21 protein-coding genes and 1 other annotated feature are annotated in these 21,329 nt (G+C 44.5%); of the genes, 7 read left to right on the forward strand and 14 right to left on the reverse strand.

Annotated features, from left to right (window positions below):
- The first annotated feature begins 36 nt into the window (after window positions 1-36).
- Complete coding sequence (gene fldB / locus BSZ04_RS21210) at window positions 37-555, forward strand: flavodoxin FldB (protein WP_005447890.1); 519 nt, start codon at window positions 37-39, stop codon at window positions 553-555.
- Between the two features lie 87 nt (window positions 556-642).
- On the opposite strand, the gene brnQ is transcribed toward fldB, so the two are convergent.
- Window positions 643-1,956, reverse strand: coding sequence for a branched-chain amino acid transport system II carrier protein (gene brnQ / locus BSZ04_RS21215; protein WP_010445961.1), 1,314 nt, complete (start codon window positions 1,954-1,956; stop codon window positions 643-645).
- A 330-nt stretch (window positions 1,957-2,286) separates the two neighbouring features.
- Here brnQ and BSZ04_RS21220 point away from each other — a divergent pair, with 330 nt between their 5' ends.
- Together BSZ04_RS21220 and srmB are read left to right on the forward strand one after the other, a co-directional pair.
- Entirely contained in the window at window positions 2,287-3,006 is a 720-nt protein-coding gene (locus tag BSZ04_RS21220; RefSeq protein WP_088881315.1) for a tRNA1(Val) (adenine(37)-N6)-methyltransferase, read from the forward strand.
- Window positions 3,007-3,113: 107 nt separating this feature from the next.
- Window positions 3,114-4,337, forward strand: coding sequence for an ATP-dependent RNA helicase SrmB (srmB, locus tag BSZ04_RS21225; RefSeq protein WP_010445957.1), 1,224 nt, complete (start codon window positions 3,114-3,116; stop codon window positions 4,335-4,337).
- Between the two features lie 91 nt (window positions 4,338-4,428).
- Here the strand turns inward: srmB and BSZ04_RS21230 are convergent, their stop codons facing one another.
- The 3 genes from BSZ04_RS21230 to BSZ04_RS21240 form a co-directional block, all read right to left on the reverse strand.
- Window positions 4,429-5,064, reverse strand: a complete 636-nt coding sequence (locus tag BSZ04_RS21230) for an alternative oxidase (RefSeq protein WP_010445955.1) — start codon at window positions 5,062-5,064, stop codon at window positions 4,429-4,431.
- Between the two features lie 196 nt (window positions 5,065-5,260).
- Complete coding sequence (gene yaaA, locus BSZ04_RS21235) at window positions 5,261-6,037, reverse strand: peroxide stress protein YaaA (RefSeq protein ID WP_045386596.1); 777 nt, start codon at window positions 6,035-6,037, stop codon at window positions 5,261-5,263.
- Between the two features lie 112 nt (window positions 6,038-6,149).
- A complete protein-coding gene (locus BSZ04_RS21240; protein ID WP_010445952.1) occupies window positions 6,150-7,586 on the reverse strand; it encodes an alanine/glycine:cation symporter family protein in 1,437 nt (478 codons plus the stop codon).
- Between the two features lie 718 nt (window positions 7,587-8,304).
- Here BSZ04_RS21240 and BSZ04_RS21245 point away from each other — a divergent pair.
- Entirely contained in the window at window positions 8,305-8,490 is a 186-nt protein-coding gene (locus BSZ04_RS21245; RefSeq protein WP_010445950.1) for a DUF3545 family protein, read from the forward strand.
- Window positions 8,491-8,720: 230 nt separating this feature from the next.
- On the opposite strand, the gene BSZ04_RS21250 is transcribed toward BSZ04_RS21245, so the two are convergent.
- From BSZ04_RS21250 to nfo, 3 genes are all read right to left on the reverse strand, one after another.
- Window positions 8,721-9,272, reverse strand: a complete 552-nt coding sequence (locus BSZ04_RS21250; RefSeq protein ID WP_162531080.1) for a hemerythrin domain-containing protein — start codon at window positions 9,270-9,272, stop codon at window positions 8,721-8,723.
- A 134-nt stretch (window positions 9,273-9,406) separates the two neighbouring features.
- Window positions 9,407-10,087, reverse strand: coding sequence for a uracil-DNA glycosylase (gene ung, locus BSZ04_RS21255; protein ID WP_010445946.1), 681 nt, complete (start codon window positions 10,085-10,087; stop codon window positions 9,407-9,409).
- A 404-nt stretch (window positions 10,088-10,491) separates the two neighbouring features.
- Complete coding sequence (gene nfo, locus BSZ04_RS21265) at window positions 10,492-11,379, reverse strand: deoxyribonuclease IV (RefSeq protein WP_071234968.1); 888 nt, start codon at window positions 11,377-11,379, stop codon at window positions 10,492-10,494.
- Window positions 11,380-11,706: 327 nt separating this feature from the next.
- On the opposite strand from nfo, the gene grcA reads away from it, so the two are divergent.
- Complete coding sequence (gene grcA / locus BSZ04_RS21270) at window positions 11,707-12,084, forward strand: autonomous glycyl radical cofactor GrcA (protein WP_010445942.1); 378 nt, start codon at window positions 11,707-11,709, stop codon at window positions 12,082-12,084.
- A gap of 106 nt (window positions 12,085-12,190) precedes the next feature.
- On the opposite strand, the gene BSZ04_RS21275 is transcribed toward grcA, so the two are convergent.
- The 4 genes from BSZ04_RS21275 to thrA all read right to left on the reverse strand — a co-directional run bounded on the left by BSZ04_RS21275 (window position 12,191) and on the right by thrA (window position 17,704).
- Window positions 12,191-12,754, reverse strand: coding sequence for an NADPH-dependent FMN reductase (locus BSZ04_RS21275; protein WP_088881317.1), 564 nt, complete (start codon window positions 12,752-12,754; stop codon window positions 12,191-12,193).
- Between the two features lie 236 nt (window positions 12,755-12,990).
- Window positions 12,991-14,271 (reverse strand): threonine synthase, encoded by a 1,281-nt coding sequence (thrC, locus tag BSZ04_RS21280; protein WP_088881318.1) that lies wholly within the window; start codon window positions 14,269-14,271, stop codon window positions 12,991-12,993.
- The gene (gene thrB, locus BSZ04_RS21285; protein WP_010445935.1) at window positions 14,268-15,224 is read right to left on the reverse strand and encodes a homoserine kinase; all 957 of its coding nucleotides are present in this window, start codon (window positions 15,222-15,224) and stop codon (window positions 14,268-14,270) included. The genes thrC and thrB overlap by 4 nt, the downstream gene beginning before the upstream one ends.
- Before the next feature lie 20 nt (window positions 15,225-15,244).
- Entirely contained in the window at window positions 15,245-17,704 is a 2,460-nt protein-coding gene (gene thrA, locus BSZ04_RS21290) for a bifunctional aspartate kinase/homoserine dehydrogenase I (RefSeq protein ID WP_088881319.1), read from the reverse strand.
- A 54-nt stretch (window positions 17,705-17,758) separates the two neighbouring features.
- Window positions 17,759-17,875 (reverse strand) — a sequence feature (Thr leader region).
- Window positions 17,876-18,318: 443 nt separating this feature from the next.
- On the opposite strand from thrA, the gene BSZ04_RS21295 reads away from it, so the two are divergent.
- Window positions 18,319-18,789, forward strand: a complete 471-nt coding sequence (locus BSZ04_RS21295; RefSeq protein WP_010445930.1) for a hypothetical protein — start codon at window positions 18,319-18,321, stop codon at window positions 18,787-18,789.
- On the opposite strand, the gene BSZ04_RS21300 is transcribed toward BSZ04_RS21295, so the two are convergent.
- Window positions 18,786-19,268 (reverse strand): putative 4-hydroxy-4-methyl-2-oxoglutarate aldolase, encoded by a 483-nt coding sequence (locus BSZ04_RS21300; protein ID WP_010445928.1) that lies wholly within the window; start codon window positions 19,266-19,268, stop codon window positions 18,786-18,788. The two genes, BSZ04_RS21295 and BSZ04_RS21300, sit on opposite strands and share 4 nt — an antisense overlap.
- 58 nt (window positions 19,269-19,326) lie before the next feature.
- Window positions 19,327-19,734, reverse strand: coding sequence for a DUF3293 domain-containing protein (locus BSZ04_RS21305; RefSeq protein WP_088881320.1), 408 nt, complete (start codon window positions 19,732-19,734; stop codon window positions 19,327-19,329).
- Window positions 19,735-20,092: 358 nt separating this feature from the next.
- Here BSZ04_RS21305 and arcA point away from each other — a divergent pair, with 358 nt between their 5' ends.
- Complete coding sequence (arcA, locus tag BSZ04_RS21310; protein WP_010445924.1) at window positions 20,093-20,809, forward strand: two-component system response regulator ArcA; 717 nt, start codon at window positions 20,093-20,095, stop codon at window positions 20,807-20,809.
- Between the two features lie 69 nt (window positions 20,810-20,878).
- Here the strand turns inward: arcA and BSZ04_RS21315 are convergent, their stop codons facing one another.
- A complete protein-coding gene (locus BSZ04_RS21315; protein WP_010445922.1) occupies window positions 20,879-21,328 on the reverse strand; it encodes a lipoprotein in 450 nt (149 codons plus the stop codon).
- Window position 21,329 lies beyond the last annotated feature (1 nt).

Genomic DNA, 21,329 nt, shown 5'->3' on the forward strand with positions numbered 1-21,329 from the left:
TCTGCCACAACAGCAACACAAAAAACGACGAATATAATGAAAATCGGACTCTTTTACGGCTCAACAACCTGCTACACCGAAATGGCAGCAGAGAAAATTCGCAACATCATTGGTGAAGACCTTGTCGACATTCACAACGTGAAAGAGACACCGCTGTCACTGATGGCAGATTACGATTTACTGCTGATTGGTATCTCTACTTGGGACTTCGGTGAAATCCAAGAAGACTGGAGTGCAATCTGGGAAGATATTGCAACCACACCGCTAAAAGGCAAAGTCGTTGCTTTATTCGGCTTGGGAGACCAAGAGGGCTATGGTGAGTGGTACCTTGATGCGATGGGTCTACTTCATGACGAGCTCAAAGCAACAGGCGCACAATTCATTGGTTACTGGCCTAACGAAGGTTACGAGTTCGAGGCATCGAAAGCACTAACTGAAGATGGCAGCCAATTTGTTGGCTTGGCATTAGACGAAGATTCGCAGTATGAACTCAGTGATGAACGCATCGAGAAATGGTGTGAGCAAGTGTTAGTGGAGTTTCACGACACGCTATGAGCCAGCACCAACGCTGACAGAGCGACAGACAAACAAAAAGCCCGGCGAATCACTTCTCCGGGCTTTTTCTATCTTGTGAGTCAGCAATTATGCCGCTTCTTCAGTCAACTCAGGTTGTGAAGACTTAGCAATAAAGAACATGCAAACAATCGCAGCGAACGTTGGTAGTACCCAACCCATACCCACTTCAAATAGTGGCAGCATGTTGAATGCAGATACGTCTAGACCCGCTACTTTCGCTGCATCAATCAATGCAAACAGCAGTGATACTAGCAGTACAGCGCGGTAAGCCACTCGTGGGTTTGGTAGCTTGTTACGCACAAATGTTAGCGCAACCAATGCAACCGCTACTGGGTATAGCGCGAACAGCACAGGAACTGACAATGAGATTAGCTGTGACAGACCAACGTTTGCAATCAGTGCACAAGCGGCGCCGTTAATGATAACCCACTGCTTGTAAGTCAGTTTCGTCTTAGAGCTGAAGAAGTCAGAACATGCAGAGATAAGGCCAATCGCCGTCGTCAAACATGCCAAAAGTACGATGATTGAAAGCACAACCTGACCGTAAGGACCAAATAGCGCCTGAACGTATTGGCTCAGTACTGCACCACCGTTGTCCGCACCTGCTGCGATAGTTGAACTCGTCGCACCTAGGTAGAACAATGAGATGTAAACGAACGCCAGACCTGCAGCGGCAATACAGCCAGCACAGATTAGGTATTTCGTTGTTGCCGCACGCTCAGTGATACCTTTACTGCGAAGCGCATCCACCATTAGCATACCGAACATCAACGATGCGAACGTATCCATGGTGTTGTAACCTTCAAGGAAGCCCTTAGTCAGCGGCTGAGTCAAGTACTCGCCGTGTGCGCCCATCATTTCACCTTGCGGATCAACGAACACCGCAATCGCAAGAACGATAAGACCAAGGAATAGAACTGGCGTTAGTACTTTACCAATCAAGTCAATCAAGCGACCTTGGAACCAAGCGAAGATCATTGCTACCGCGAAGAACAAGATTGAGAATGACGTTAGATGCGCTTGAGAGGCATCTAGGAAGAATGGTTTCACCGCCATCTCGTAGGCTACTAGACCTGTACGAGGTGCAGCAAATGCAGGACCGATGATGATGAAGATCAACGCCGCCATCAGAACTGCTGCTTTTTTAGGAAGATCTTGAGTCAAGTGATCCCAAGAGCCGCCTGCCACAGCAATAGCAACGATAGTAATAAGAGGTAGACCTACCGCTGTTAGCAAGAAACCGAACATTGCTGGCATCAAGTGATCACCCGCTAGCTGACCCGCTAGTGGTGGAAAAATGATGTTGCCGGCACCCAAAAAGAACGCAAATAGCATAAAGCCTACTGCGATAATATCTGTTAGTTTTAACGTCTGCTTCACAGATAACCCTTTTTCTCTAATTGATGAATGTTGTGTATGCATCGACCACTTTTTTGTATACCCAAAGTTAATGAGTACCTGTGGTTCAATCTATAAATTTCCGCCGCATAATGACGAAGTACCCATCATTTGGCAACCTTTAAGAAAAAAACACCATATTAATTTAGTTAAAGGATTAAAAAGCAGTGGATACCACTACCCTGAAATAAAGAGCTAGATATTTATCTCGATCAAATTGAAATACAATTTAATAACCAACGAGATAACAATCTATACAATTAAGAAACAACAGAGAGATTAACTCTAATATTGAGTAATAATAAAACAATCATGAAGAGTGAAAAATTTCAGACTAAGGACTTCAAGTTCAAGCAGTTTTCGATTCACGGCGGTGAAAGTGGCATGCCTGTCAGCACCGATGGTGTCATGCTTGGCGCTTGGGCAAATTGCTCACCACAGAGTAAAATTTTGGACATTGGTACAGGTACAGGCTTGCTGGCATTAATGTGCGCACAGAGATTTCCGGCTGTAGAGATCACCGCTCTTGATATTGAAATATCGGCGATAGAAGCAGCGCAACATAACTTCACTCAATCTCCTTGGTCAGACAGACTTTATATCCAACACGCCGATGTATTGCAGTTTGAACCTACACATCATTTTGAGCACATCATCTGTAATCCGCCCTACTTCAACAGTGGTGAGCAATCGAAGCAAAGCCAACGTGCAACCGCCCGACACACAGACAGTTTGCAGCACGCAGCATTACTTAAACGCTGTCATGAACTGCTGACTGAAGAGGGAACAGCCAGTTTCGTCTTACCAATTACCGAAGGCGAGCAGTTTATTGCTATGGCGCAGCAACAGGGATGGTATCTATCACGTCTCTGTCGCGTGCAACCATCACAGAAAAAGCCCGTGCACCGTTTACTGTTTGAATTGGCCAAACAAGCTTGTGATACTCAAGAAACGCACTTGATCATTCACTCAAACGAGGGTTATAGCGACGACTTTACTCAGCTAACTCGCGAGTTTTATCTTAAGATGTGAAATAACATGTGATCCTTGTCACCAATCACTTTATAATGTGCGACCTTTTTATATTCTATGCTGCTGTGGCGAACCATTAACCAAGCTTTGCTTGTGGAGAACTCATTGTGATCAGAACCTTTGCTGAACTTGATCTAGACCAAAACCTACTTGAAGCCATTGAAGAGATGGGCTACGAACGCCCAACTAAAATTCAGGCAGAAGCGATTCCACAAGCGTTAGATGGTCGTGACATTCTAGCGTCAGCACCAACTGGTACTGGTAAAACGGCGGCATTCGTCCTGCCAGCACTGCAATACCTGCAAGATTTCCCTCGTCGTAAACCGGGACCTGCACGTATTCTGATCCTCACGCCAACTCGTGAGTTAGCAATGCAGATTGCCGATCAAGCTCGTGCACTGGCGAAAAACACCAAGCTAAACATCTTCACCATCACTGGTGGTGTTCAATACCAAGAACATGCGGATATTTTGGCTACAACACAAGATATCGTGGTTGCAACACCAGGTCGCCTACGTGAATACATCGATGCAGAACGTTTTGACTGTCGTGCGATTGAATGGCTGGTGCTAGACGAAGCTGACCGCATGCTAGACATGGGCTTTGCTCCAACGGTTGACCGTCTGTCTAACGAATGTCGCTGGCGTAAACAAACACTTCTGTTTTCAGCAACACTAGAAGGCAAAGGCGTAGAAGGTTTCACAGCAGACCTACTTAACGAACCAGCTGAGATCGACGCGAAATCACCACTGCGTGAGCGTAAGAAGATTGCACAGTGGTACCACCGTGCTGATGACGCAGAGCATAAACTTGCCCTACTAAAACACATCATCACAGAGCAAGCTGAACGCACTATCGTGTTCCTGAAGACTCGTGAGCGTTTGGCAGAGCTTCGTGCACAACTAGAGAGCGCACAGATTCCATGTTCTTGGATTCAAGGTGAAATGCCTCAAGATCGTCGTAACAACGCGATTGCACGCTTCCGCGAAGGCACAGTTAACGTGCTACTTGCGACAGACGTAGCGGCACGTGGTATCGACCTTCCAGACGTATCACACGTAATCAACTACGACATGCCGCGCACGGCAGACGTGTACCTTCACCGTATCGGCCGCACTGCTCGTGCAGGTAAGAAAGGTAACGCTATCTCAATCGTAGAAGCGCACGACCAACCAATGATGGATCGCGTTGCTCGTTACGTGAAAGAAGACATCAAAGAGCGTTTCGTGAAAGAGATGCGCCCTAAACACAAAAAACCTGTGTTCAAGAAGAAAAAGAAAAAAGACGACAAGAAGAAAGTAGCGAAGAAGAAAACCGCTAAGAAGAAGTAATCACGTCTGATTAATTCCAAATCTAAAAGAGCCGCAATCGCGGCTCTTTTTGTTTATACCCAAGTGACTTCGAATGCTTGGGTGTATCATTTTATAACTGGTGGGCTGGAAGAGTTTTGTCTTCATAGGCATCGGCAAAACCATGATTACGGTCTCGATGTCCCGCTTCATCTTCGCGAATACGCAAAATTACATCTCTTAACATCGCATCGGCAGGCAGCTTGTAGTAATCGATCGCCAGAGTCGGAGCCGGTACATTCTCTACTTCCCCACTATCAATTTTCTCTAGGTACTCGGTGTAGCTGTTGCACGCTTCCTCTTCGAAGTAGCCCACAACACGGTGAGCGATTTTAGAAGACAGTAGATAGATGATGCTATACACGAGAATAAACACACCTTGGCCAAGCAGTACAAGTAAACGCTCAATCAAACTCGGCTTAGCAATGTCGAGGAAAATCATCAGGTGCATACGCTCATTCTCAGCCTCGTCGAGAAGTTCTCGGATCCAACCTTCATCGTCTTTCATTCGACGCAGCGCTTTGAGGTGGTTGAACATACCCGCCACCATACCGGGCACGGCTGCGATGGTTTCAAGAATCACCGCTCGCTTTGCGTATTTCTTGCCGTAAAAGATGTTCAGAGTGAATTTCAGCAACTTGGTAATACGAAGTGCAACGTACTCCGATAACTTAGAGGCTTTTTTGTGTGTGAGCTTGAAGTCTGACATAGGAGAACTCCTTTATTTTTAAAGTTGTATTTAAAATACAACTTTAAATCTTCTTACTCAACTATTTTTTAAGAACTAAACTTTTTATGTAAAAAATAAAATTAAGATCAGCGTTCGATGAAATAAAAAAAGCCGGATAACTATCCGGCTTTTCGTTTGAATTGTTTGAAAGGAGTGAAGGCTAAACTTCTCTCGCTCAGTTTTGCTCTTCGCGTTTAAAGACTAAGTCTGTCGGTGTCGACTCTTCTTCAACGAAGTAGTAACCCGCAACATCAAACTTAGTTAAGTCCGCCACGCTATCGATGCGGTTTTCAATAATGTAGCGCGCCATCATGCCGCGCGCTTTCTTCGCGTAGAAGCTGATCACCTTGTATTGGCCATTTTTACAATCTTTAAAGATTGGGGTGATCACTTGTGCATCCAAGTTCTTTGGCTTCACCGCTTTAAAGTATTCGTTCGAGGCTAGGTTGATCAGCACATTGTCGCCCTGAGCTGCAATCGCTTCATTCAGCTTATCGGTGATCACATTACCCCAGAATTGGTAAAGGTTCGTGCCCTTATCATTCGCCAGCTTGGTACCCATCTCAAGACGGTATGGCTGCATCAAATCAAGCGGCTTCAACAGACCATACAAGCCAGATAGCATACGTAGGTGATCTTGAGCGTAATCAAAATCGGCATCAGAAAGGGTTTCTGCTTCAAGACCTGTGTACACGTCACCTTTAAACGCAAGAATCGCTTGGCGTGCGTTATCAGTGGTGAAGGTTTCGCTCCACTCTTGGAAGCGGCCTACATTTAGGTCTGCGATCTTATCACTTACCTTCATCAATGATGCCACGTCGGCAGGTGTTAACTTACGGCATACCTCGATCAGCTCTTTTGAATAGCTAACCAAGTCTGGTTGAGTAAACTTCTCAGTAGCGAGTGGTGACTCGTAATCAAGCGTTTTAGCTGGAGAAACTACGATGAGCATGACTTTAACTTCCCTAATTTTTGTTTCCCATTAGGGTACAAAAAAAGCCATGCATTGTCTGCATGGCTTTTTGAATCGTGTTGATAGCTTTCAACAATGATTAGCTATCGACTTAGTCTTCTTTCTTGGCGTTGTACCAAATGCCGTCTTCTAGTTGCGACTTCAGCTCAGGGAAGTCATTTGCATCAAACGTTGGTACTTTACCTTCGTCTAGCTGACGGTTGTAGTCTTTCGCCAGCTTAATCACAATGCCTGATAACAACAGAATCGCTACTAAGTTCACAATTGCCATCAAGCCCATGGATACGTCGGCAAGTGACCAAACCACAGGTAGAGACGCTAGCGCACCGAACATCACCATACCTAACACGATAATACGGAAGATACCTAGGCCCGCTTTGTGGTTGTGCTCTAGGAAAATTAGGTTGGTTTCAGCATATGAATAGTTAGCAATGATCGAAGTAAACGCAAAGAAGAAGATCGCTACCGCAACAAAAATGCTGCCCCAATCACCAACTTGTGAGCTCAATGCACGCTGAGTTAATTCGATACCCGTTACTTCAGTTGCTTGGCCTACGTACTCACCCGACATAAGGATGATAGCGACTGTCGCCGAACAGATAACGATCGTATCCATGAACACGCCGAGCATCTGTACATAACCTTGAGATGCTGGGTGTGGCGGGTAAGGCGTTGCAGATGCAGCCGCGTTTGGCGCAGAACCCATACCTGCTTCGTTCGAGAATAGACCACGTTTGATACCGTTGATCATCGCCTGTGCGATTGCATAACCAAGACCACCTGCAGCGGCTTCTTGTAGGCCAAATGCGCTCTTAAAGATCAGCATTAGCACGTCTGGTAGTTTCTCTAGGTTAGAGAACATGACAAACAGAGCTAGCAATAGATATGCAAGAGCCATAACTGGAACAATCAGTTCAGCTACTTTCGCGATACGTTTGATACCACCGAAGATAACCACAGCAGACAGAGCAACAACTGCGATACCTACGTATAGATCATCCCAACCAAATGCAGTGCTCATTGCATTTGCAATTGAGTTTGCTTGAACGGCGTTGAATACCAAACCAAAAGCGATGATCAGGAAAACCGAGAACAATACGCCCATCCAGCGCATGCCCAAGCCTTTTTCCATGTAGTAAGCAGGACCACCGCGGTAGTTGCCATCATCATCTTTGGTTTTGTATAGCTGTGCTAGCGTGCTTTCTGCAAACGACGTCGCCATACCAAGCATTGCAATCAACCACATCCAGAAGATTGCACCAGGGCCACCCGCAGTCAATGCAACTGCAACACCCGCCATGTTACCTGTACCTACACGTGCAGCAAGACTAGTACAAAGCGCTTGGAAAGAAGAAATACCAGCTTTGTCTGCTTTACGGCTGTTCTTCAGAACAGAGAACATGTGGCCGAAGTGACGGAATTGGATGAAACCCAATCGAACAGTGAAGTAGATTCCTACACCTACAAGAAGATAAACCAGAATCGAGCCCCAAAGGAGGTCGTTCATCAAATTGATTAAGTCTGTCATGTGTACCTCAAAGTGAGTTGCGCCAGTTTATGCTTCCAAGCCTTCCACTAGATTGCTTGCTAAGTGTCAAAGTCTGCTTAGCTTTTGGAGTAGTGTTTATGCGCAATCTAGAATCGTAAATATCGCTTCATGCTTCCATTTTACGTACTAGCGTAATTTTTGACGGGCGGATAATGCAGCCTCAAACCTCAAAAATCAATATGAAATTAGTTTTTTATACATGTTATTTTTCACTAGAAAATCACTAAAAGTTAACATAAAAGGGAAATTTAAAACCCACAACTAGCAACATATGGACAACCAGCCATTAACAACAAAAGGCAATGCAAACATAATGGTATGGCAGACTGTTAATTTCAAATCAAGCTAGTGATATCAAGGCATTCAATAAAACTTTCTCTGCAATGCCAACCTGACTGGTTATATTTTAGCCGATACAATTTTATGCAACTAATCCGAGGTTTAATTTCTTCGATTAAGTAACGAGAATTAACATCCTCTTCCCTTTCATTTAATCGTTTTCTTGAGATCGATCGCTCACTTTATAAGCACTTAACCCCTAGTCAAAGTGTGATTTTGTGGGGATTTTTAAACGAAACTGTCATGTTACCGACACAAATGCGAAATGAATCATAGTTATCTTCAAAGCTATTATGGTACTTAAAAAACTCCACAAAGGACTGGCAATAACAGTTTATTTAAAAAGGTAAGGTGGCTTATGGAAGGCTTTCAACTAGACAACATCTTTGATCTGGAAACTACCTCAACAACTAAATCACGCTCAAAACCATTGAAACGTAAATGGCGTGAAATTGAAGCAATGAACGATAGACGCAACTTACTTAAGGAACTGCGTGAACTCGATGTCTGCAACGACATCACTTTGGATGACATCAAATTATAATTTACACAAAAGGCACCTCGATGGTGCCTTTTGTCTATTATAGATACTGCAAAAAATGGGGGATTTTTATGCTGATTTCACTAGCATAACTCCCATTCTTACCTGTTGAGAATTTCTATCCATTTTCACTCATATTTATAGCGAATCAATTTCCAACAAATTCTCATAAGATAAGAAAATGACAAAACAAACCACGCTAACGCAATCGTTTACCTTGTCATCTTCACGCTTTAGACGAACTCAGCGTCATTATGACGCACTCTTTCGGCGAGCTGTTTGTAGCGATCAGCGATAGTATTGCCAAACACAGGATCATCTTCATTTTCCTGCCATTGGCTTTCGACATTTAGCCAATCTTCTGAAGTAAACAACTCTTCAATCAGTGGTAGAACTTGGCGCTCTTCCATTTCCAAATGGCGTTTCTGACTGGTAATGAAATCCTCGAGTTGCTGGGTAAACATCTCCTGAGGTACAACAGCATCTTGCAGAATCATCTCTACAATGCCGGCAAACTGTTTGGTCTTTTTAGATAACTCTTGATGTTCTAACTCTAGATTTTCAATCGTCTTAAAATGACCATAGTGCTCTAGAAAGTAATGGTAGAGGATATCTTCTTTGGGGTGATGAACCTTTTCAGAGTGATTAGAGAGGTAATCCACGATCTCACTCACCAACGCATAGTTAATAGCGTGTTCTTGCTTAATCTCATTCAATTTATGGCGCAATATTGCCAATAAACGGACCATATAGCCGTGTTCGCGTCGAATTCTCTCGATCATCATAGCGTCTCTCCTTAACACTTACTTTTAATAAGTGTATATGAGAAACCAGCGACCAGCCTCGACGGTGTTCAAAAAAACAGCGAACGTGGTGTCACGATCGCTGTACTGTTATGTCTCGGATAAGATGTCGATACTTACACCGTCATCGGCAAATGCCAATTAATCGCTTCTTTGCCTTGTTGAACAAGGATTTGGTTTGCTTGCGAGAATGGCTTGCTACCAAAGAAACCACGGTGTGCAGATAATGGTGACGGGTGCGGAGCGGTCAATACATGATGCTTATTGCGGTCGATAAAGCGACCTTTTTTCTGCGCATGGGCCCCCCATAACAGGAACACAACACCTTGTTGATGCTGGTTAATGGCCTCAATCACGCGGTCAGTAAAGGTTTCCCAGCCGGTTTTCGAATGTGAGTGTGCTTTGCCCTGCTCTACTGTCAACACTGTATTGAGTAGCAACACCCCTTGTTCAGCCCAGCTTTGTAGAAAGCCATGTTGAGGAATTTGAAAACCTTCGATGTCTTGCGCCAACTCTTTGTACATATTCACCAAAGATGGTGGCGTTTTAATACCAGGCAACACAGAGAAGCACAAACCATGTGCTTGGTTTGGACCATGGTAAGGGTCTTGCCCTAGAATCACTACCTTAACGTCATTGAATTCAGTAAAACGGAACGCGTTAAACACGTCTTTGGCTGGCGGATAGATGGCTTTGCCTGCTGCTCGCTCTGCGTCAACAAAATTCATGGTATCGACAAAGTAGCTCTGCTGTTTTTCTTCGCCGATCACATCGTGCCAAGTGGGTAACTGATTCATGGAAAGTTCCTGTCCTAAAGTTTCCCTCTATTCTAACGAGCGAAACCCAAACAAACAAAAACTTACCACCAGCACCAAGTTGAGACGGCTCCTCAAACGCTGATTCGCAGACAACTGGCATGAACCCGTGCTGGTTTGACTAAACCAAAATCACGAGTAGTAATGACGCTAATTACGCTGCGGTGTTCGAAAATGCCCTTGTCCAGTGATATGGCGATTTGGCGTTGGTAAACGTAATACACGTCGAGAGTGTGTCACTGGGGTAAAGGAAACTGGTCGAGACATAATGTCATCCTCCTAACTTAATCGCCCACATACAACATTGAATTTAGGCGTTTAAAACAAATACGCAATAACGCGATTAGTTTTAATAAAGAAAGAAGGATGCCAACTTTACTATTCCGTTAGAAATTCGCCATTTCTTCAATGTGGAATCGGCGTAAGGTGTCGATTTCTTGCTGCCAGATATCAGGATCAATTGTTTCTAGAATCAGAGGGATACCATCAAATCGAGGATCTTTTGCGATGTACTCAAAACAGCTCCAACCGATCTCGCCTTTACCTAATGAATGATGGCGGTCAACCTTGCTAGCGAATTCAACCTTTGAATCATTTAGATGCATTGCTCTTAAATAGTGCATGCCGACAATGCGGTCGAACTCAGCAAAGGTCCGCTCACAATCTTCTTCAGTACGTAAATCGTAACCCGCCGTAAACGTGTGGCAAGTATCGAGACACACGCCAACGCGTTCTTTGTCTTCCACTTGCTCGATGATTTCAGCTAGGTGCTCAAACTTCCAGCCTAAGTTCGTTCCTTGACCAGCAGTATTCTCAATTACAGCAATCACATTCGGCACGGCTTTGTGCGCAAGATTGATCGACTCAGCGATCGTTGCCAAACATTCTTGCTCGGACACTTTCTTTAAGTGACTGCCTGGGTGGAAGTTCAGTAGCGTTAACCCCAATTGATTGCAACGCTCCATCTCATCAATAAATGCAGCGCGGGATTTATTCAGCTTTTCTTCTTCTGGAGCGCCCAAGTTAATCAGATAGGAGTCATGGGGCAGAATGTGCTCCGCGCCAAAGCCAAGCATTTTGCAGTTTGCTTTGAATGCGCTGATGGTTTTCTCTTCGAGTGGCTTAGCGACCCATTGACGTTGATTCTTAGTAAAAAGGGCAAACGCATTTGCACCAATCTCACGAGCACGAAGAGGTGCTTGATCTACTCCGCCCGCCGCCGACACGTGAGCACCAATAAACTTGTTTCCAAACTTGTTTTTCATGTTTGTCATTTAATCACTTTAGACTTTCAATATGGCTACCTAAATACAGGCAGTTGCGTTAAGCAGGTTAAGTTTTAAACTCATTTTGTAGTAAATTTACAACAAAAATGACTTTTAAATATTTTTTATATTATCAAATAAATTGTAACTAGTATGTTTTCAAACGTTTTATTGATTTAACTCAACAAAATTACCTTCAAAAATTTAAGGTTTTTAGTTGTTTTTTGACCTAAATCAATATTAAAATAATGGATATTGGCTATATAATACCTAGCTCAACAAAAATTCGAAAATTAACACCAATAATCACCACGTTAAGTGGTCTAGGAGATAGTGATGATCCAAGGTATCCAAATTACTAAAGCAGCTAACGACGAACTACTAAACTCTATCTGGCTACTAGATAGCGAGAAGAATGAAGCGCGTTGTGTTGCAGCAGCATCAACTTACGAAGCAGACCAAGTTATCGCAATCAGCGACCTAGGTGAATACGAAAGCCGTGAAGTAGCAATCGAAGCGGCACCTCGCATCGAAGGCGGCCAACACCTAAACGTGAACGTTCTTAAGCGTGAAACTCTAGAAGACGCAGTTGCACACCCAGAGAACTACCCACAGCTAACTATCCGTGTTTCTGGTTACGCAGTACGTTTCAACTCGCTAACTCCAGAACAGCAACGTGACGTAATCGCTCGTACTTTTACTGAGTCTCTATAATCAGTAAACTAGCTTGCTAGAATTTAAAAAGCTTGGTCAGCAATGACCAAGCTTTTTTTGTTTCTGGCTCCTTCGAGTCCCCTCCGATAGTGGCGAACGCTCCTTTCTAAGGTGCGTTTCTTTGCGAAGGATCCTTTTGAAACGCTTGCGCCAACGAGGTTGGGTCAAGCCTATCTCTTTGTAGTGACGCCCCTTCTGCCCACCAAATCAATTGATGCAGGGTGCGATTCATATAGCTGTCCCACTGCGCCTGCTCCGATTCATCCGCAACCACACCCTGTTCATCAAACACTTCTTGAGCTTTCGGAATATGGATCATTGCCGACACGGGCAAACACCCCAACTCGGACAAGAAGGTCCGCATCGACACTGCAGCCCTTGCGCCACCCCATTGCCCTGCAGAATAGGTCACGATCGCACTTGGCTTATAAGAAAACAGCGAGCTGCCAAAGTGGTTAAGCATGTTTGCCAAGGCAGGACTCATCGAATGGTTGTATTCCGGGCTGACCATCACATACCCATCCGCATGTTTGATTTTGTGTGCCAGCTCGCTTAGATGCTGCGGCACTTTAGAGCGGTGATAAGCAAACTCGGGCTTAAACACATCACCAAAGTCATAGTTCAATGGGTCAATGATTTCGACCGTATGTTGTGAATGCTGACTCACGATGAGTTTTTCACACGCTCTGCTGACTCACATTCCTAAACGGGCTGGTCGTGGTGGCGTGCTGTCTCTCACTGAGCCAAGAAAAATCAAAAAATGCATGCTGCTCTTTCCATCTCATTTAGTTAAGTTCGTTTCTCAATCTTAAAGAGAGTTAAAACTTATCGGCAATAAAAAAGGTGAATGATTGCTCATTCACCTCTCGTTATTTGTGTTTTTGATACTGACTATATTTTTGAAGCTTACTGTACGCGGCGCAGTACTTGCTTCAATGCAGCAAAATCTGCGTCGAGATCTTCCGATAACAGTTCCATCGCAGCGTGCTTCGCTAATGGAGCAGGAAGGTCGATGTCGGATTGCAGAATGTCATCCACCACTTCTTTGAACTTCGCAGGGTGTGCAGTACATAGGAAAAGACCGGTTTCACCGTCTTGCAATTGCTCGTCCAGAACTCGGTAAGCAATCGCTCCGTGCGGCTCGCATAGGTAACCCAGTGCGTATAGGTCTTTCACTGACTGTGCGCTTTGCTCATCTGAAACAGCGCCTTTACCTAGTGTCTCCAAGCCCCACTCTTTCACACGGCACAGCTCTTCGATACGAGGCCAGTTGTTTGGTTGGCTAACGTCCATCGCATTCGACGTGGTCGCTACTGTTGGTTTCGGCTCCCACTGACCCGTTTCTAGGTAACGTGGCACAGTGTCATTGGCATTCGTTGCAGCAATGAAGCGTTTGATAGGCAAACCCAGTGCTTTTGCCAGTAGACCAGCAGTTAGGTTACCGAAGTTACCGCTTGGTACTGATACCACTAGGTTTTCACGCTCTTGCTTGCTCATTTGCGCGGCTGCTTCAAAGTAGTAACAGATTTGCGCCATCAAACGGCTGATGTTGATTGAGTTTGCAGAGTTCAGGCCGATCTCTTCACGCAGTGCGGAATCATCGAAAGCTTGCTTAACCAGAGCCTGACACGCATCGAAGTCACCATCGATCGCGACAGTGTGAATGTTCTTACCAAGCGTACAGAATAGCTTCTCTTGCAGTGGGCTGATTTTGCCTTTCGGGTAAAGAATCACAACGTTGATGTCTTCCATACCGTAGAAAGCGTGCGCAACGGCTGCGCCAGTATCGCCAGAAGTTGCAGTCAGAATGGTTATCTTGCCACCATCCGAAACCGCAGCAAGAGATTGCGCCATAAATCGGCCACCAAAGTCTTTAAACGCAAGCGTTGGACCATGGAAAAGCTCCAGAGCGTAAACACCGTCTTTTACTTGGTTGATTGGAGCTGGGAATTGGAATGCAGCGTCAACCAATGCGTTAACTTGCTCTTCCGCCAACTCATCGCCAATCAGTGCTGATAGGATTTTTGTGCTACGAGAGACAAAGTCTTCTGCGAGTAGCGCATCAATATCTTCAAATTTTGGTAATTCCGATGGGAAAAATAGACCTTGGTTACGGCCTAGTCCTTGGCGAACGGCTTGGCCAAAGGAAACTTGTTCATCATTTTCTTTTATATTGTAAAGCTTCATAGCTCACTTCCTGTTACTTTCGAACCCTGTTTATCTAGACGACAAACGTGGACGAATCCTTCTTCGTTTTGTACGTAGTTCTGTTCTAACCAGCGAGCAACTCGCTCAGCGACATCTTTCTCTTTGCAAATACTGAACAGTGTCGGCCCACTGCCAGAAATACCGGTTGCCAATGCACCCGCAGACGCTGCGTATTGACGTGCATTTGCAAAACCTGGAAGCAGTTTCTCACGATACGGTTCTGCGATCACGTCTTTGATCATTTTTGCAGCAAGTTCTGGCTGACCAGAATGACACGCATGAATAAAGCCTGCAAGGTGACGACCATGAGCAATGATATCTTGTCGACGGTATTGAGATGGTAGGATCTCACGTGCTTCTGCTGTTGATACTTTGATACCCGGATACGCCATCACCCAGTACCAATCGTCAAAGCAAGGCACTTCTTGGCTAATGATACCTAGCTCTTCCAGCATCAATTGCACACCGCCAAGGTAACATGGCGCCACGTTATCATAGTGAATACCACCAGAGATCTTGCCTTCCATTTCTCCCATCAGCGCTAGCAACTCTGTCTCGTTAAGCGGCTGACCATGGAATCGGTTTAATGCATCTAATGCAGCAACAATAGAACAAGCACTTGAACCTAAACCAGAGCCGATTGGCATGTTCTTTTCTAGCGTCATTTCAAGTGGCTTTAGCTCAACGCCTTTCTTGTCTAGCTCGCGAGCAAACACTACCCAACAATCGTAAACGATGTTCTCTTTTGGCTCGGTTGGTAGCTTCTCAACAAAATCACCCGCTGTCTTTAGACTGAACGGCTCAGCCCCAGACTTAACTAATACGCGATCGCCCAATAGAGTGCCATCAACTGGGGACACGGCCGCCCCCAAAACGTCAAAACCAACGCTTACATTGCCAATTGATGCCGGAGCATAAACCACTACATCCATATCACTTGAACTCATTGTTGTTATACCCCTAGTTTCCAACCTAAAGTACGCATCACATCCGAGAATACACCCGCAGCCGTTACCTCAGTACCTGCACCGTAACCACGTAATACCAGTGGAATTGGCTGGTAGTAACGACTGTAAAATGCCAGTGCGTTTTCACCGTCTTTGATCTTAAACATTGGATCATTTTCATCAACAGCAGCAATGCTAACTTTGCATTTGCCATCAATAATCTCACCGACGTAACGCAACACTTTGCCTTCTTCCGCAGCTTTGGCCGACAACTCTTTAAAGTAGGCGTCCGCTTCTGGTAAGCGCTCCATAAACTCATCTACACTACCTGAATCGTCAAAGCCTGGCGGCAGAGCTTGATCAACCACAACGTCTTCTAGCTCTAGTGACATACCGGCTTCACGCGCAAGAATAAGAAGCTTACGCGCTACGTCCATTCCCGATAGATCATCGCGAGGATCCGGTTCGGTAAAGCCGTTTTGCTTGGCGATGTTTGTCGCTTCACTTAGGCTCATACCTTCATCTAACTTACCAAAAATGTATGACAGAGAACCCGACAGGATACCGCTGAAACGCTCTAGTTCGTCACCAGCGGCAATAAGGTTTTGCAGGTTTTCAATCACTGGCAGACCCGCACCTACCGTTGTTTCGTACAGCAATTTACGTCGAGAGCTACGTGCAACACCACGAAGTTGGTGGTAGTAAGCCATGCTTGCTGTGTTTGCTTTTTTGTTCGGAGTAACAACGTGGAAGCCCGCCGCCAAGAAATCCGCGTATTGGTTTGCGATAGACTCACTTGAGGTACAATCCACCAACACAGGGTTGATAATGTGGTTACGTTGAACCAAAGAAATTAAGCGCGCTAAGCTAAACTCTTCTGTTGATGCCGACATACGGTCTCGCCAATGCTCTAGCGGTAAACCCTCACTATCAAGCAAGAGACCTTTACTGTTTGCTAAACCACACACGCGAATCACAATGCCTTTCTCTGCCAGCTTCGCTTGTTGGCGTTCAATTTGGTCCACCAACTCGCCACCAACACCACCAACACCAACAACAAATACATCCAGGAAGTGCTTAGAATTGAATAGGTTCTCATGACACGCTTTGATCGCTTCAGAGATTTTGTCTTCAGGGATCACCGCAGAGATAGCACGCTCAGACGAGCCCTGTGCAATGGCTACAATGTTTACGTTCACTTCAGCAAGAGATGAGAAGAAGCGAGATGCAACACCGCGTGATGTACGCATACCGTCACCCACAAGTGTCACAATAGAAACATCATCAATAAAGTCTACAGGCTCAAGTAAGCCATCTTTTAACTCCAGCTCAAATGCATCCGCCAATACTTGTTGTGCTTTTGCTTTGTCTTGCGCTTCGATACAGAAGCTGATGCTGTACTCAGAAGAAGATTGAGTGATCAATACGATAGACACACCTGCTGATGACATTGCGCCGAATACACGGCTTGCCATGCCGACCATGCCCTTCATACCCGGGCCAGACACGTTAACCATAGTTAGGTCGTTTAGCGTCGTGATACCTTTGATCGCCAGATTATCTTCGCCAGTATCTTGCCCAATCAGCGTACCCGCGCCTTGTGGGTTAAAGCTGTTTTTGATCAAACATGGAATATGGAACTGTGCAATTGGTGCGATGGTTTTAGGGTGCAGAACGGAAGCACCGAAGTAAGAAAGCTCCATCGCTTCTTGATAGCTAAGTGATTTGAGTAGGCGAGCATCTTCCACTAAGCGTGGGTCACAGTTGTACACGCCATCAACGTCTGTCCAGATTTCACAGCAGTCTGCACGCAGACACGCCGCAAGAACTGCCGCAGAGTAGTCAGAGCCATTACGACCAAGAGTGACTAGCTCACCTTTCTCATTACCTGCGGTAAAACCAGGCATGATGTTTACATGGCCTTGAGGAAGAGGATTCTGACGGAAGTTCTGAGTTGAAACGTCAACGTCGACCATGGCTTCTAGGTGATCGCCTTTTGCGTACAGGTATTCAACTGGGTCGATAAGATGCGCAGGTTGGCCTTTTGCTTCTAATACCGCTTTCATCAACTGAATCGAAATGCGTTCGCCTTTACTGATGATGCGTGCATTGACGTTGTTTGGGCACATACCAAGAAGATTAATGCCGTGAACAAATTGGCGAAGTTGAGAAAGTGATGTTTTAACTTGGTTATCGAACGCAGCACCATCGATGTTTGGTAACACACCTTGGATATCTGCAAACAGCGCTTTGAAAGAAGCTTCCAGCTCATTGATTTGCAGCTCTGCTTCGCCGTTGCGAAGTGCACCTTCAATTACCGCTACCAGCTTATTGGTTGTTTTGCCCGGTGCAGAAAGTACCACGGCGACTTCTTCTTGTTGTGCGTTGTTGGCGATGATATCCGCCGCTCTCAAAAAGCGATCTGCATCTGCTAATGATGAACCGCCAAACTTTAATACTCGCATCCCTTCCTCCGATGTATCTTTCTAGATCTGTCTAAATTCTGTATTAAAAAAGCATAAAAAAAGGCCTGTATCTTGTTGGATACAGGCCTTCTTTGTGAATTTCTTTCGCTCAGCAGCCTGCCCCAACATTGGTCGTGTTGGTAATAATAATGGTTGTGGTCATTACTACTTGGCTGTGAGATGTCATAAATAAATATTCAACGATAATTATGTGTTTGCTTAACTCTACGTTTACCGAGTTTCTTAACTAGAGTCAACAAAAAACTTGTATATTTTACGTTCGAGATTGAAAAGACGTGCTGATTTAAATTTCAAAAAAGACTTTTATTACAAAGATTTGAACAGCTCCGCAAAACAGGTAAAAAACTACCTCTATACTACTAGATCCCAAGTTCTCGATCTTATGAGATCCAACAGTAAGATCCATTTCTGGGTAACGTTGATCAAAATTCTGCCAATGCCGTACTTTAATTCACGATAGCTTGGCTATGACCAAAGTTCAGAAGATCAAAATATAAGCAAAATTAATGAGCCAGCTTTCATAATATGTGCTTTAATAATTTGAAAGCCGATGGCAATACCAATAATGATTGAAATGACAAGGAGTGGTGATGATGAAAGTCCTATTGTGCCTGCTTGTCCTTGTACTGCCTGCAATATCTCTAGCAAACACATTGCCTCCTCTACCAGGTAAAACGGCACCTTCCCCTCATAAGCTTTTCATTTCTAGTGAAAATTATCAAAATGACAGTTTTGATGTTTGGAATATCGATGGTGGTTACGCATATGAACTGCTTGATTCCGTCGATCTTTACGTAGGTGCTCGCGTTAATAACTCACCGACTCAAAATCAGAGCGGTTTTTTAAGCGGCATAAGCTACCAATATAACGATCGTGTTACGCTGAAAAGTACCGTTCGCTCCTACAAAGCAGAAAGTGCTGACGGCATCAAAGAAGATGACAGTAGCCTTGCTGCCGAAGTTTCGAGTCGCGTTAAGATAACGGACAATCTCGATATTCATGCCACGCTGGACTATCAAGATTGGCAACAAGGCTTTGAAGTGGGGTTAGGTTTCCGCTTTTAAAAGTCTAGCGCTTCTTTTGAAATCAATACGCCATTCCAATCTGCATACACGTGATGCTTAGGCTGCACGATCTGATTCTGCATCGTCAGTGTCACATTAACTTCCCCTACCCCACGCTTCTCAGTTTTAAATGGGCAAGTACCTAAAGCTTGAATGCCGATATCCATTTGTGACATCTGAGCGACATCACGGATAGCACCGAAGACAATAATCCCTTCCCAGCCATTTTCGATACCAAGAATGGCCAACTGGTCTCCGAGTAACGCTTTTTGACATGAGCCATGGCCATCAACAATCAGGACTTTTCCGGTACCATCCTCACCTAATACTTCTCGCACTTTAGAATTATCATGATAGCAACGCACTGTGACGATTTCGCCATGAAAAGCGGTTCGTTGACCAAAGTTCTGCAGCGGTAAACTCAATAGCGTTACCTGATCTTCAAACTGGTCACAAATATCTGGTGTTATATCTCTCATATTTCCTCCGTGAATTTTTTACTCAAGAGCGAGAGCATCTTAAGTAAATATTATCCTTTTATACGAGCTTATCACTGATCTCTCCGAGCACTTGGCGAGTTTCTTCACCTACACAGGAGATTAAATACAGTTCACCATCCACAACGTAATAAATTGCGTTTTGCTTAAAAATTTTAGCAAGAGCTATCGCCTTTTGTGGTTTTATTTCTACAGCATAGCTTTCTTCAAACCATTGAAAACCTTTATCACCGACAGTGACAGGAACATATTTCATCCCTTTCAAGCATTGCTCTAGCTCGTAATTACTTATGCAGTTCTCTTTGTTTGACCGCAATTTACTGTATGGGTTCCAAGCAGTTATGACAGCATACTGATGAGAGCTCCACTCTTGCTCAAACCGAAAGTATGACTCTGAATAAGCATGCCATAACGCTGCGTCTATGTTCGTATTACTTTTTTCTATCATATCTCTTAAACGATTAATAACGGTTACATTTCATCAATTGATGTAAATCAACAAACTGAATGGAATTAACATTTGAGCATTGTTAGCATGCTGTTAACAATATAAAATTCGCTCCATATCTTAGGGTGTTTACGTTTCAGGCCCGTAAAGCTTGGATTTGAAAGGTAAACAAACCCTATAGAATAAAGTCGCCATCGGACACTGGTGAGTTGGCAAGATTCCAAGGAAGGCGGATAACTGAAAGAAGTGTTTTTTTGATCAACTTGTTTTATTATCAAAATCACATTACCTGTATGTTATATTTTTGCCTAGAATTTATTCTATTAGCACAATTTTGTCACAAATTTAGGTACCGCCAATGCAAACCCCGCAGATTCTTATCGTAGAAGATGAGCAAGTAACTCGTAACACTCTTAAGAGTATTTTTGAAGCAGAGGGATACGCTGTTTTCGAAGCCAGCGACGGTGAAGAGATGCACCAAGTGTTGTCTGAAAATTCAATCAACTTGGTAATCATGGATATTAATCTTCCAGGTAAGAACGGCCTACTGCTAGCTCGTGAACTACGTGAGCAAGCAAATATCGCGCTAATGTTCTTAACTGGTCGTGACAATGAAGTAGACAAGATCCTAGGTCTTGAAATCGGCGCTGATGATTACATCACTAAGCCTTTCAACCCACGTGAACTGACTATCCGTGCACGTAACCTACTAAGCCGCTCAATGAGCACTAACGCTGTTCAAGAAGAGAAACGCTCAGTAGAGAAGTACGTGTTCAATGGTTGGGTACTAGACATCAACAGCCGCTCGCTAGTGAGCCCTGCTGGTGAAGGCTACAAGCTACCTCGCTCAGAGTTCCGTGCACTACTTCACTTCTGTGAAAACCCAGGCAAGATCCAAACTCGTGCAGATCTACTGAAGAAAATGACTGGTCGTGAGCTTAAGCCACACGACCGCACAGTAGACGTAACCATCCGTCGCATTCGTAAGCATTTTGAATCAGTATCAGGTACACCTGAAATCATCGCGACTATTCACGGTGAAGGTTACCGTTTCTGTGGCGACCTAGAAGACTAATCGCTACAATACAAACATTAAGGGCTTGCTCCATGAGCAAGCCCTTTTTTTATCTGGTACTTGGTAAGATCAGTATACTTTGTCGATTTTAATGTTTTTCTCAACTAGCCAGCCTGTTTTACCCGCATCATCCAATAGTAACGCTAAATCTATCGGCTTTTCTGTATCCGCTTCAATTTGCCATACAAACGCGACTTCCCACTGATTTTCACTGTGCGTTCTTAGTTCTAGAAGGTCGCCATCAATCACCCACTCTGAATCCCCTTGCTTTAAAATCAGTGATTCCACCGTAAGGTTTGCAGGGAGATCTTTATCGGCTTGCAGATACAACGCACCATGTACGTTTTGTTCTTGAACTTCACCAATAGTCGGCATCATGTTGACCCATAGGTTACTTTTCAGTTCAACATTCACTTGATTCATTGTAATTTGACTGTCTTCTTGCCAACCTACCTGTGGAGCAGAACTGCAACCAGCTAAGAGAGCGACGGCTAACGCTGCTGACGCGATTTTCTTCATG

It is taken from the genome of Vibrio rotiferianus, from assembly GCF_002214395.1.
In the GTDB taxonomy this organism is placed as follows: domain Bacteria; phylum Pseudomonadota; class Gammaproteobacteria; order Enterobacterales; family Vibrionaceae; genus Vibrio; species Vibrio rotiferianus.

What these genes read in the sequence shown, in the direction of transcription:
- fldB (WP_005447890.1), top strand. Translation starts at nt 37, where the DNA reads ATGAAAATCGGACTCTTTTACGGCTCAACAACCTGCTACACCGAAATG.
- BSZ04_RS21220 (WP_088881315.1), top strand. Translation starts at nt 2,287, where the DNA reads ATGAAGAGTGAAAAATTTCAGACTAAGGACTTCAAGTTCAAGCAGTTT.
- BSZ04_RS21230 (WP_010445955.1), bottom strand. Translation starts at nt 5,064, where the DNA reads ATGTCAGACTTCAAGCTCACACACAAAAAAGCCTCTAAGTTATCGGAG.
- yaaA (WP_045386596.1), bottom strand. Translation starts at nt 6,037, where the DNA reads ATGCTCATCGTAGTTTCTCCAGCTAAAACGCTTGATTACGAGTCACCA.
- BSZ04_RS21240 (WP_010445952.1), bottom strand. Translation starts at nt 7,586, where the DNA reads ATGACAGACTTAATCAATTTGATGAACGACCTCCTTTGGGGCTCGATT.
- BSZ04_RS21245 (WP_010445950.1), top strand. Translation starts at nt 8,305, where the DNA reads ATGGAAGGCTTTCAACTAGACAACATCTTTGATCTGGAAACTACCTCA.
- BSZ04_RS21250 (WP_162531080.1), bottom strand. Translation starts at nt 9,272, where the DNA reads ATGATGATCGAGAGAATTCGACGCGAACACGGCTATATGGTCCGTTTA.
- ung (WP_010445946.1), bottom strand. Translation starts at nt 10,087, where the DNA reads ATGAATCAGTTACCCACTTGGCACGATGTGATCGGCGAAGAAAAACAG.
- nfo (WP_071234968.1), bottom strand. Translation starts at nt 11,379, where the DNA reads ATGACAAACATGAAAAACAAGTTTGGAAACAAGTTTATTGGTGCTCAC.
- grcA (WP_010445942.1), top strand. Translation starts at nt 11,707, where the DNA reads ATGATCCAAGGTATCCAAATTACTAAAGCAGCTAACGACGAACTACTA.
- thrC (WP_088881318.1), bottom strand. Translation starts at nt 14,271, where the DNA reads ATGAAGCTTTACAATATAAAAGAAAATGATGAACAAGTTTCCTTTGGC.
- thrB (WP_010445935.1), bottom strand. Translation starts at nt 15,224, where the DNA reads ATGGATGTAGTGGTTTATGCTCCGGCATCAATTGGCAATGTAAGCGTT.
- thrA (WP_088881319.1), bottom strand. Translation starts at nt 17,704, where the DNA reads ATGCGAGTATTAAAGTTTGGCGGTTCATCATTAGCAGATGCAGATCGC.
- BSZ04_RS21295 (WP_010445930.1), top strand. Translation starts at nt 18,319, where the DNA reads ATGAAAGTCCTATTGTGCCTGCTTGTCCTTGTACTGCCTGCAATATCT.
- BSZ04_RS21300 (WP_010445928.1), bottom strand. Translation starts at nt 19,268, where the DNA reads ATGAGAGATATAACACCAGATATTTGTGACCAGTTTGAAGATCAGGTA.
- BSZ04_RS21305 (WP_088881320.1), bottom strand. Translation starts at nt 19,734, where the DNA reads ATGATAGAAAAAAGTAATACGAACATAGACGCAGCGTTATGGCATGCT.
- arcA (WP_010445924.1), top strand. Translation starts at nt 20,093, where the DNA reads ATGCAAACCCCGCAGATTCTTATCGTAGAAGATGAGCAAGTAACTCGT.
- BSZ04_RS21315 (WP_010445922.1), bottom strand. Translation starts at nt 21,328, where the DNA reads ATGAAGAAAATCGCGTCAGCAGCGTTAGCCGTCGCTCTCTTAGCTGGT.